This window comes from Micromonospora sp. ATA51 (assembly GCF_016802855.1).
GTDB lineage: Bacteria > Actinomycetota > Actinomycetes > Mycobacteriales > Micromonosporaceae > Micromonospora > Micromonospora sicca.
Genome location: NZ_JAEVHJ010000214.1, coordinates 1 through 11,575, shown reverse-complemented (window position 1 = coordinate 11,575; position 11,575 = coordinate 1). Strand labels below are relative to the sequence as shown.

Sequence of the window (11,575 nt, the reverse complement as noted above, 5' to 3'; positions counted from 1 at the left end):
CCTGGCGGACCGTCGCGGCGGGACTGACCGACGCCGCGGTCGCCGCCGACCGGGCCGACCGGCACACCTCACCCGTGTGCGACCCGCGCCGCCGCATCGACGCCCTCTTCGTCGACCCGCGGGTCACCGTGGTCGACTACGACGTGGTGGACACGCCGCTGACCCGCCGGGCCAGCGACCACTTCCCGGTGCTGGTGGACCTGCTGCTGCCCGCGGTCGACTGAGCCGCCACCGGCGGCGGCCGGCGGGCGGGGCTGGACAACGGCGGGAGTTGTCGGCAGGATTTCGCAGCGACCCGGCACACCGTGCCGTACATAAGGAGATTCCCCGGTGTCCTCCTCCACCGACCTCGGCCGCCCCGACGCTCCGCCGGGGACGCTCGCCCAGACCCCGGACGGCCGCCCGGTCTCGGACCGGGGTGACACGGTCTGCGTCATCGGGGCCGGGGCCAGCGGCCTCACCGCGGTGAAGAACCTCGCCGAGCACGGCTTCGGCGTGGACTGCTACGAGCGGGAGACCGGCGTCGGCGGGGCCTGGAACTGGCGGCACGACCGCAGCCCGGTCTACGCCAGCACCCACCTCATCTCGTCCCGGCCGTTCACCCAGTTCCCCGACTTCCCGATGCCGGACGACTGGCCGGACTACCCGCACCACAGCCAGCTGCTGTCCTACTTCGAGCGGTACGCCGACCACTTCGACCTGCGCCGGCACATCTGGTTCGGCACTGAGGTGGTGCGGGTGGAGCCGGTCGAGGGGGACCGCTGGGACGTGACCACCCGCAGCACCGGCGGGTACGGCCCGGAGCGCACCTCGCGGTATGCGGCGGTGGTCGTCGCCAACGGGCACAACTGGTCGCCGAAGCTGCCCCGCTACGAGGGGCTGGAGGGGTTCCGCGGCGAGGTGATGCACGCCTCGTCCTACAAGGACCCGGCGCAGTTGCGCGGCAAGCGGGTGCTGGTGGTCGGCGCCGGCAACACCGGCTGCGACATCGCGGTCGAGGCGGCCCAGCAGGCGTCCCGCTGCTGGCACTCCACCCGCCGCGGCTACTGGTACGCCCCGAAGTACGTCCTCGGCCGTCCCGCCGACCAGGTCAACGACAGCCTGCTCGCGCTGCGGGTGCCGCTGCGGGTCCGCCAGTGGCTCTACCACTGGACGCTGCGGCTCACCGTCGGCGACCTCACCCGGTTCGGCCTGCCCAAGCCGGACCACCGGGTCTACGAGACGCACCCGATCGCGAACAGCCAGCTCGTGTACTACGTCGGTCACGGCGAGATCAGCCCGGTGCCGGAGCTGGCCCGCTTCCACGACCGGTCGGTCGAGCTGACCGACGGCCGGGAGATCGACCCCGAGCTGGTCATCTTCGCCACCGGCTACCTGCCGCGCTTCGAGTTCCTGGAGGCGAAGGTGCTTGGCGACGACGAGGGCGTCGGCCGGCCCCGGCTCTGGCTGAACGAGTTCACCGCCGGGCACCCCACCCTGGCGGTGGTCGGTCTGGTGCAGCCGGATTCCGGCGTCTTCACCATCTCGCACTGGCAGAGCGTGCTCTTCGCCCGCCTGCTGCGGCTGCGGGCCACCCGGCCGGACCGGGCCGCGGCGTTCGCCAAGAAGGTCGCCGCCGGCGTCGGCGAGCGCTACTCCGGCGCGGTCAAGGACAGCACCCGCCACTGGTTCGAGGTGGGCCACGCCGACTACCTGCGCGCCGTCCAGCGCGCCCTGGACGAGCTGGAAGGCGGCCGGTGAGCGCGAGGAGTGCAGCGAAGCGGAGCCCCGCAGTCGCGAACGAAGGGGTGGCCCGGTGAGCGCGAGGAGTGCAGCGAAGCGGAGCCCCGCAGTCGCGAACGAAGGGGTGGCCCAGTGAGTATCGAGCGGGTGCGGATCGTGCGGGCCCGGGAGTGGGCCCGACCGGAGCGCCCCGCCCGTCGCGAGGTGCTCAGCGCCGTGCCGCAACTGGAGGAGGGTCGACCACCGCTGCTCTTCGTGCCCGGGTTCGGGCACGGGGCGTGGGCGTTCGCCGAGCACTGGTTGGAGCACGCGGCGTCCCGCGGTTTCCCCGCGTACGCGCTCAGCCTGCGCGGGCACGGCGGCAGCGAGCCGGCGCCGGGGGCGACGCTGCGGTCGTACGCCCATGACGTGACCCAGGTGGCGGCGGGCCTGCCGCGGCGGGCGGTGCTGGTGGGGCACGGCGCCGGGGCCCGGGTGGTCACGCACGCGCTGGCCGGACCTCCTCGCGCAGCGTCAGGACATCGGCCCAATGGATGCCGTAGGCGGGTGCGGTCACAGGGTCTCCTCGAACAGGCTGGACTGGACGGCCGCAGCGGCGGCGGTTCGCGTGGCAGCGTTGGCCTGGACGGATCCGCGGTTGCGCTTGACCGCCGCCAACGCGACGGCGACCGGGTCGGATGCGGGCAGCTTGGTGGTGAGCCAGTCGACGAGCGCCCACACATGGGCGTCAGTCGGAGGCCGCTCCGCGGCGGCGAGGCAGGCGGCGACTGCTTCGGTGCCGGCGGACCAGGAAGCGGCCATGCCACGAACGACCTCGTAGACGCTGGAGGCCGGAGTGAGCCGACTGGGGGCGTCGTGGCGAAGCCGAAAGCCGGCCTTGGTTTCGGTGAGGACCGGGCCGCGCAGGTCCTCCAAGCGGAGGCCGTCGGACTGTGCAAAGAACCTGGCCTCACCCTTGGGGACATCTAAGCGGCCGTGAACCTCGTGCCAGAAGATCGCCAAGCGAGAGTGCGGGTCGAAGGTCTCCAGGGGCAGCTCATCCAACCGCAGGGCGACAGCATCACGGACAGCGCGCCGCGCGAGCGCCATGTAATGCTCCAGCAACACGCTGCTGCCGTCAGGTGTAATGACCTTGCTGTAGCTGCCGACAATCTGCAGGGCGGCGCCGTAGGAGGCCATGAGTTGGTCCTCGAGCGCGAGGCCGTCGGTGTCCCAGCCCCGGCAGCGGCTCTTCACTTCAGCAATCACGTCGGCGTCGACCTGTGCTGCGATGCCGACCGGCCGGTTCGCGGGGGCCAAGCGTGCCCCGATGGAGACGGTCACGGAAATGGTGGCCACCCCTGTAACCGCCGTCTCGGTGCGGGATGGCCATGAGGACGTCACAACGAAGCCGGCATCGGTAAGCGCGGCTAACAGCCGCTTCCACGCCTCCGGGTCGGAGTGCCCGAAGATCACCGTCAAGTGCCCGTCGGCCTTAAGAACGCGGCGGGCCTCGCCAAACGCCCGTGCCAGCATCATCTCGTAGAATTCCTCGGTGCGGTGATCACCGTGGCCCTTTGCCCCGCGGCCCTTGACGATGATCTCTTCAGCCTTCTCCTGGAGCCCGTCGTTGCCGTCGACGCTGCCGTCGAACAGGTCCGGCATGGCGGAGCGGAGCGCGCGCTTGAACCAGACGTGGAATAGGTCTGAGGAGTCCGCGTAGGCGATCATCTGGTAGTACGGGGGGTCGCAGACGAGCACGTCGATGGTGCCGTCACGGAACGGCAGGGCGACGGCCGACTCTCGTCGGAAACGCCCCGGTCGACCCCCGGCGTGGTTCTCGTCCAGCACCTTCTTTAGTGCGTTGACGAGGCTGGCCGACACGGAGGACCAGGTGCCGGGCCCGCTCCCGGGACCAGCCTCGATGTAGTCGAAGTTGAACTTGATGACTGACTGGGACGAGAAGACATCACCGATTTGCACCCAGGTTGCATCGCGGTTGGCATTGCCACCGAACGGTGCCAGGTTAGCGCCCCTTGTGGAGCGACGAAGCTGCCGGGGAACGTTGGCGGCGGCGTAGGCTGCGAGAGCTCGTGCGTACTCATCGCTGACCGTCCCGCTGAGCTCCCGGTACAGGTCGTCGATGACCCGGGTGGTGGTGGCGAAGAGCACAGCCTGTCGCGGGTTCATCAGCGCGCCATACGTCAGGAAGCCATACTGACGGGCGTCAACACCGGCGGTCTTTGGTATCGGCTCAGTCGGGCATGCAGACAGTCCCGAGATTGTCGGGAGAGCCGCTGGATCGGCCTTGGCCGCCGCCTCGATCTCGTCCTGCCGTGGCGTGCGGAAGATCTTCTGCTTGGTGTCCGGGTCGGTTTCGGCGACTGCCAGCATCGCATCGGCGTATTGTCCGGCGAAGCCCATGGCCTTCACCACGTCCAGACTGTGGGTGTGCCCGCAGGTGGGAAACGGGCAACGAGCGGACTTGCCACGCCGGCCCGCGGGGGCGGTGTACGTGGCTGAGCCGTCGCGGGGTTCGCCGTCGTGGATGACGATGCGCCATTGGTCGCCGTCTGTGGCGATGTAGAACGACTGGCCCAGGTCGTCCTGCCGCTTGTTGGGGAACCGGAGCCGCGTCGCGCCGACCAGGGGGAACGGGCGGCTGCAACCGTCGCAGGGGATGGTGACCGCCCACAGGTAAGCCCACGGGACCTCCCCACCCTGGGCAGCGTTGCCCGGATACAGGTAAGCGACCTCGGCCCCGACGCGCCGGCCCACTTCGGCTAGCACGGTGCGGACATCGGCAAGCAGCCGCGGCTCCCCCGCCAACCCCTCCAGACCCAGCTGGACATTTTTCGGCGCCCCCCTGCGCTTACCCGGCCGAGAGGCCGGAATGGGGACATTATGGTCATCCTCGTTCCCGAAGTCGCCGGGCGGGGCGAACGGCAGCGGCGGCTCGGCTGACCAGTCCCGCAGCGGGTAGTCGGCGAGCAGCCGGCCGGCCAGGGTGGCGACGGGGGAAAGATCTGTGCCGATGGAAGAGGCGCCGGCGCGGGCGGCCTCGAGGGGGATAATGCCGCGGCCGGAGAACATGTCGAGGACGACCGGGGGCTTGGGGCCGTACTGCTCGGCGATGCGGGTTCGCAGTCGCGTCATCGCGGCCTCGTCGCCGGTTAGGACTGCGGACTTGATGTCGGCTCGGTTCTTGGGGGTGTCGAGCAGCAGGGAGCACAGGACGGCGGCGCGGGCCTGGGCGATGGGTCGGGAGGCGAACCACGTGAACAGTGCCTTCTCGCTGCGGCCGGACCCGGCGGGGGTGCCGACCGCAGCATCCACTTCCGGACACGGGAACCAGGTGTCGATCAGGCGTGTAGTCACGTCGGGCCCGGTGCTCGCCGAGTCAGCGTTCCCACCTAGCGCGGCGGTGGTGGCGTCGAGCTGGGTGGTCATGCCTGGGCTCCGATCAGCCGGTTGAGTTCGGACAGGGGGATCTGGAAGCGCTCGATGCGGCGGGGACCGCCGAGAACGGCGGCGGGGTCCTGCTGGCGCAGCTGGACGACCGGCGCGGTTGCGCAGGAGCCCACGACATACAGCCAGTACTCCTTACCGCGCTGCTGGGCCTGCGCCCACTCGTTCTGCTCCAGCCACACCGCCCGCAGCGAACCCTGAACGCCCTTGACCTCGACCAGGCGCTGCTCGCGAGTGGTCCGGTGCCGGGCGTACAGGTCGTAGCCAAGGCCAGCGGTCTGCCGGTCGTCGACGTCGTACCCGAGCTTCTCCAACTCGGTAACGACGGTTGCGATAGCGAGCTTCTCCGCATCCGGGTCATAGCCAAGTTGGTCGGCACGAGCGGCGCCGGTGACGGCCACCCAGCCGACAAGCCTTACGGCGCTGGCGGTGACCTGCGCGATGTCATGAAGGACGGCTAGGCGTTGTGCCTTGGCCGTCGTGAACTCGCTGAGGAGCTGGGCGCGCTCGGCGACGGGTCGCTCGGCGATGGATTCTTCGAACCGGTACTGAGTGGCGTCCAACTGCACCTTGGCGGCCTTGATCCACGCCCGCCGCTCGGCGGTCAGGGCGCTGACCTGGGAGCGCAGCTCAGCCTTCGCCGCCTCCGTCGCGTCGTGCCTAGTGGCGGGTGGCAACGAGGTCGGCCCGGCCGGGACCGGGTCGCCCGGGCCGGGGGCGCGCAGGGTCATCAGGGACTCCCACGCCACGGGCAGCGCGTGTCCGGCGGAGCAGCGGATCAGCAGCGGGGCCTTGCGGGTGCCGCGCCCGTCGCCGTCGTGCAACTGGATGTCGGCGTCGAACAGCGCCAGCACGTACGAGGTGAGGGAGGCGCTGTCGACCAGGGCGGCGCCGCGAACGAGATCCTCTTCCCCCACGGAAAGGGCGTGGGCGACGAGTTGCTGAAACGCGTCCTCGGTGGGGCCGAGAACGATGACGTCGTCCAGCTCGGTGGCGCCGTCGTTGATGGCCTGGCGGACCGAGGCGCCGTCGGCGGCGACATAGCCCTGGCCCTTGCCGCCGAGTGCCTCCGGGAGGCCGCCTCCAACCCCCGCGCTCAGGAAGCGTATCCCCTTCGCCGGGCCCGGGCCGACGTCCCAGCCGCCGCTGCGCGCGAGCTGGTCGACCATCGCGTCGACGATGACGGGGTTGATCGCCTCGAGCCGGTCCGCGGCGAACCGCTCGAGGGCCTCGGTGACGTTCGCCGGGGTGCTCAGGGAGCGCTCGTCGGCGACGAGGGCACGGGCGGTCTCGATGAGGGCAGAGGGCTCGGGGATAGTGACGTGCCGGCCAGCCTGGGCATCGACCATAGCCTTGCCCCAGTCGAAGCCGGCCCGGGAGGCTGTGGCGTCGAGCAGGTCGTACAACTTGCCCTCCAACGACTCGGCGGCGCTCTCGAGGTTGTTCAGCATGACCTCCTGGACGCGGCCCTCCCGGGTATGCGGAGCGACTAGGTGGTAGACGTGGACGGGGTTGCGTTGGCCGACCCGATGCAGGCGGCCCATACGCTGCTCCAGACGCACCATCGACCAGGGCAGGTCCCAGTCGACCATCACGTTCGCCGACTGCAGGTCGATGCCCTCACCACCGGCGTCAGTTGAGACCAGCACCTGGAACGCCCCGGCGAGGAACCGCTCCTGGAGGGAGTCGCGGCTGCGGTGGTCGACGGCGCCTTCAAGGATGTCCGTGCTGAATCCGGCGTTATCGAAGCGGGTCCGGAGCCAGCGGGCGGTGTCGGCGAACTCGGTGAACACCAGCAACTGGCCGTGCCCGGGGCGGATGCCGTGCTGGTCAAGGAGCTTCAGTAGCGCCTTCCATTTTGCCGGGGTGCCGGCTTCTTCAGCCTGGCGGAGAGTTTCCAGCATTGTTGAGATGCGGGCGAGCTCGGCGCCCTTGTCCCGGGTTCGGCCCGCGACGAGGGCGTTCTCCGCCCGGGCCCACGCCTCGTCGTCATCGGCGGCCACGCCGAGGCCGTCGGCGGTGAGCAGGTCGTCCGGCACGACGACAGTGCCGCGTTCGTTCGCGGCACCCTTCAGGGCGGCCTCGCGGCGGCTGATGGTCTCCGCGGCGGCGTGCAGGCCGGAGGCGGCACGCTTGCCGTAGATGGACCGGGCGAGGGCGGCGTTGTCGGCGTAGAAGGCGTCGACGTAGTCCATGACGGCGTCGTACGCGGCGGCCTCGTAGGGGTTCAGCTGGATGGAGACGGTCTCGGAGAACCGGGGCGGGAAGAGATTGTCGCCGTCGTGGTCGACGAGGTGTTCCTTCATCCGCCGCAAGAACGACAGCTTGCTGGGCACCAGTGCGGTCTCGTACTCCGTCTGGCGCGGGTCCCATGGGTACAGCGTCGGGTCCAGCAGGTTCATCAGTCCGCGGAAGTAGCGCTCCTTGCCCCGATGCGGGGTGGCTGTGAGCAGCAGCAGGTGGTGGGCGCGCGCGGCCACTCCTCGAGCGGCGGTGAGGTACTGGCTGGTGGGGGTCAGCCGGTGCGCCTCGTCGAAGATCGCAAGGGACCAAGAGGCGCGGTGGCCGGCAACCTTGCGGCGCACATCGGGGTTGTGGGTAAACAGATCGACCGAGACGACCCATGTGTCGTAGCGGGGGTCGAGGTCGACTGGGTCGGCGGCGATCTCGTTGGTGATGCGCCGGGCCTCCACACCGAAGAGACGACGCAGATCCCGCTCCCACTTGGTGACTAAGTGCGCCGGGACGATGATCACGGACCGGCCCTGAATCAGGCCTTGCCGGCGCCCTTCGGTGAGGTACATCCCTGCCATGATCGTCTTACCCGTGCCGGGCTCGTCACCGAGGAGGAACCGCAGCCGGGGCTGGTTGAGCATGTGGCCGTGGACGGCGTCGTCCTGATGGGCGTACGGGCGCAGTGGACGGGTCGCCAGTACTGCTGACCGGATGCGGGGTACGGCGTGCTGCATCCACCGCCCCCACAGCCCGGTAAGAGCCCGCTCGGGGTCACCACCGCGATCGTTGACCGGCACCAGCCCGGCAACCAACTGCTGCTCAGAAAGCAGGATCCGGCGAGGCTGGCCGCCGGCATCGAGGACAAGGAGTTCGATCGCACCGTCACCTGCCCAGTCGGCGTCTCTGACAGTCACCAGGCCGCCGTCGATGCGCACCTGCCGCCCCTTTGCCGGCAGCTCGATCGTCATGTCGTCCCCATGCAGTCGTAACGGCGCACCCTGCGCTCCGGCCGGCACCAGGCGGCTATCCGAGGAGCTGGCCACGGGTTCTGGTGGGTGCATTCTTGCACCTCACTGGGACGACGTCCGTTTAGCGCTACTGCCGTCCTCAACCGCGCGCCAATCCCACCACGGTCATAGGACAAACCAGCAAAAAGCTAGATCAACACCTCGAGCCGTGTGGTGGCCAGCACCATGCTTAATCAGTTCCGCGCGGCACTGTTCCACGAGCCTCCGGCGAGAAACGATCTTCCCCCCTGGTGCCCCCGACTGCTTGTCGATGCTGGGTACCGGTGGGACCGGACGGGACTAGACGAAGAAGTCCCCTGATCTGCATCTCTGCTAATCAGGGGCCGTGATCGCACCTGGTGGCGGGTAGAGGATTCGAACCTCTGAAGCTTTCGCGACGGACTTACAAGTCACTCCTGGCGCCGTGGTACCGGTGAGTGGTTCGCGTCGGCAAGCGAGGGTCGCCTCGGCCGGTTGGCTTCGTCCGGGCCGTCACCAGGCGTCGCACCCCGCGACGCGCGGCCCGGTCGGGCCGGTTGGCCTCGATGACCTACACCCACGGCGGGTGGAAGGCTACTAGGCGCGCGCCTTGGCGAGCTCCGGTTGCGTATTCCAGGACCGGTACAACTTGAACTTCCCCTCGTTGAGGCTGAGCACCTCGTTCCAGTCGTCGCGGGCCGCCTCGGCTCCGATTTCCTGGATGCACAACCTGATGATCGACTCAAGAGACGTGCGCTCGCAAGGGAAGTGGATTCGCGGCCACGAAGGCGGGATATGAAAGTGGGGCGCCTGGTACTTGCTCCTGCCCAGTGGGTGCCAGTGATACGACACGAGGGTGCGGTGGTCGACGTCTCGCAGGGCGTAGTCGTAGGCGCGGGTGCGGTGTTCCTGCCGACCTACGCGTCCTGGCTGAACTGGATCGAAGCCGAGTTCGCCGCAGTGCGTTACTTCGCGCTCAACGGCACCGACCACCGCAGTCACGCCGAGCAGGACGCCACGATCGGCGGGTACGTCCGATGGCGCAACCAGCGCGCCCAACCGAAATCCGGATTCGCCACCGGATCCAAAATCCGCCACCCGGATTACCCGTTCAAGGCTGCATGACGAGGCACTAGGTTGGGCAGGAGGACCAGGCGGTGGACCAGCGCCGGGGAACCGACTCGTAATCGCCGATCACGCGTTGCCTCGCGGACCGGCAAGATCATCGGGCGCACGTCGGGCACAACTGACGCCGACAAGGGCTGTCAACCGCTGTAAGGCAGCGGAAGAACTCGCACAGGTCAAGGGCCGATCTGCCCGAGTGGAGTCGATCAGGAGTACGCCGGAGGGGTTCAGGGTTCCAGTCCCTGGCGGCCCCCCGCACGCGCCGGGTCGTCCGCCCGGCGACAAGGGTCGCCTAGTTGATCGAGTCAGACCGTAGCCAAATGGACCGAGACGGACGGGCCGGGACGTAGGGCACGCTCGTCGTACGAGCACCATTCGAGCACCAGGACGCCCCACCAGGAGGAACAACAAGAGGCGCCTGACCCCTATTGTGTCAGGTCAAGCGCCTCTTGATCTTGTGCGCCCGAAGGGACTCGAACCCCTAACCTTCTGATCCGTAGTCAGATGCTCTATCCATTGAGCTACGGGCGCTTGCTGCTCGGCCAGTCTACACACCTGGCTTTCGCGCGGAGACTCCGGGATTCGAACCCGGGAGGGGCTTTAAGACCCCAACCGCATTAGCAGTGCGGCGCCATAGACCAGACTAGGCGAAGTCTCCCTGGTGGCCCGGAGACCACCGCGCCCGAGGATACAGGTCCGTACCCACCCGGGGCAAAGCGACTACCCGGAGGGCTCGGACCCCTGCGTTTCCGACGTGTGCGAGGTCACGCTCGGGTCTACGCTCCATCGATATGCAGGAGCAGCCGCCGAGCGATCCGCCCCGCCGCGAGCCCGCCACCGGTGCCCGGCGGAGTCGCTCCCCGAAGCCGACGTTCGCCGCGCCGCCCACGCCCGAGCCGCCCGCCCCACCAACGCGCCAGCCCGGAGCGGAGAACTCGCCGCAGTCCCCGGCGCGGCGGGCCAAGGCCGCGCCGGCCGTGCTCTTCCAGCCGCCCGACCCCGCCCAGGCGGTTTCCGGCGCCCCGGGCCGCTCGGCCGGCGACGCCTCGGGCACGGAAGCCCCCGCCGGGGCCGCCGCGCCCCCGCCTCGTCCCGCAACCGGGGCCACCCCGTCTCCTACGGCCGACGCACGGCGGCCCGAGCCACCCCGAGCACTTCCGCCGACGACGCGGCGACCCGAGCCACCCCGAGTCCTGCCGTCGACGACGCGGCGCGCCGTGCCCCGGCGAAGCAGGCCAGCCCGGCGAAGAAGACCAGCCCGGTGGCGAAGACCAGCGCGGCGAAGAAGACGAGCGCGGCGAAGAAGGCGGCCCCGGGAGCGCGGAAGCGCGCCGAGCCGGCGCCGGCCGAGGTCAGCGCCGACCCTGGTGACGGAGGGCACACCGAGGCCGGCGCGGGGAAGCAGCCCACCCCGCCGAAAAAGGCAGCCACCCGGGCCGCGACGCCGAGGAAGGCCGCCGCCGCGAAGCGGACGACCGCGGCGCCGACCGCCCAGATCCCCGCTCAGCCGGGCCCGGCCCCGGTCGTCGTACGGGCGGTCAGCGCGGCGGAGCCGGCGTCGGGGCGTACCGCCGGGGTGGAATGGTCGGCGATCACCTCGCGCGTCCTCGACCACCCGGCCTTCGCGCCGGAGTTGCTGGCCCTGGCGGCGGTGGAGGCGCTCGGGCCGCGCGCGCGGGAGTGGGTCGCGGGGCTGCGCGGCACGTATCCGGATGCCGACGCGGACGGGCTGGCCCGGCTCGCCACCCGGCGGTTCGTCCGGCTGGCGGGGGCCGGTGGCGCGGTCGCGGCGGGAGCCGGGCTCCTCGCGCCGGTGGCCGAGCTGGCGGCGGTGCTCTGGACGCAGGCCAACCTGGTGCTGCACCTGGCGGCGGCGTACGACCGCGACCGACCCACCCGGACCGGGCGGCGGAGCTGCTGGTGCTGACCCAGGTCCACCCGGACGCCGGGACGGCCCGGGTGGCGCTGGCCGCGGCCCGGGCCGCTGACGGGCCGGGGGAGCGGCCCTGGCCGCGGGCCGCCGAGGCGGCCTGGCGGCTGGCGACGCCGCTGGCCGCGCA

At 70.2% G+C, this 11,575-nt stretch carries 6 protein-coding genes, 2 tRNA genes and 1 pseudogene; 5 read left to right on the top strand and 4 right to left on the bottom strand.

Annotated elements, in window-relative coordinates; translation table 11 throughout:
* From JNW87_RS26420 to JNW87_RS41710, 3 genes and pseudogenes are all read left to right on the top strand, one after another.
* Nucleotides 1–224 (top strand): annotated as a pseudogene (locus JNW87_RS26420) (endonuclease); the annotation flags it as partial.
* A gap of 106 nt (nucleotides 225–330) precedes the next feature.
* Nucleotides 331–1,740, top strand: a complete 1,410-nt coding sequence (locus JNW87_RS26415; protein ID WP_375373542.1) for a flavin-containing monooxygenase — start codon at nucleotides 331–333, stop codon at nucleotides 1,738–1,740.
* Between the two features lie 120 nt (nucleotides 1,741–1,860).
* Nucleotides 1,861–2,691, top strand: a complete 831-nt coding sequence (locus JNW87_RS41710) for an alpha/beta hydrolase (protein ID WP_375373543.1) — start codon at nucleotides 1,861–1,863, stop codon at nucleotides 2,689–2,691.
* Between the two features lie 2,456 nt (nucleotides 2,692–5,147).
* Here the strand turns inward: JNW87_RS41710 and JNW87_RS26400 are convergent.
* Both JNW87_RS26400 and JNW87_RS39760 read right to left on the bottom strand, forming a co-directional pair.
* Nucleotides 5,148–8,372 carry a helicase-related protein gene (locus JNW87_RS26400; RefSeq protein WP_238454618.1) on the bottom strand — a complete coding sequence of 1,075 codons (3,225 nt, stop codon included), beginning with the start codon at nucleotides 8,370–8,372 and terminating at the stop codon, nucleotides 5,148–5,150.
* A gap of 615 nt (nucleotides 8,373–8,987) precedes the next feature.
* Nucleotides 8,988–9,119, bottom strand: a complete 132-nt coding sequence (locus tag JNW87_RS39760; RefSeq protein ID WP_255544363.1) for a hypothetical protein — start codon at nucleotides 9,117–9,119, stop codon at nucleotides 8,988–8,990.
* A 174-nt stretch (nucleotides 9,120–9,293) separates the two neighbouring features.
* Here JNW87_RS39760 and JNW87_RS26395 point away from each other — a divergent pair, with 174 nt between their 5' ends.
* A complete protein-coding gene (locus tag JNW87_RS26395) occupies nucleotides 9,294–9,515 on the top strand; it encodes a transposase (RefSeq protein WP_309234051.1) in 222 nt (73 codons plus the stop codon).
* Between the two features lie 458 nt (nucleotides 9,516–9,973).
* Here JNW87_RS26395 and JNW87_RS26390 read toward each other — a convergent pair.
* Together JNW87_RS26390 and JNW87_RS26385 are read right to left on the bottom strand one after the other, a co-directional pair.
* Nucleotides 9,974–10,046: transfer RNA gene (locus JNW87_RS26390), tRNA-Arg, on the bottom strand.
* Between the two features lie 36 nt (nucleotides 10,047–10,082).
* Nucleotides 10,083–10,173, bottom strand: a tRNA-Ser gene (locus JNW87_RS26385).
* 603 nt (nucleotides 10,174–10,776) lie between these two features.
* Between JNW87_RS26385 and JNW87_RS26380 the strand changes: the two genes are divergently transcribed.
* Nucleotides 10,777–11,442 (top strand): hypothetical protein, encoded by a 666-nt coding sequence (locus tag JNW87_RS26380; protein WP_238454616.1) that lies wholly within the window; start codon nucleotides 10,777–10,779, stop codon nucleotides 11,440–11,442.
* Nucleotides 11,443–11,575: the final 133 nt, after the last annotated feature.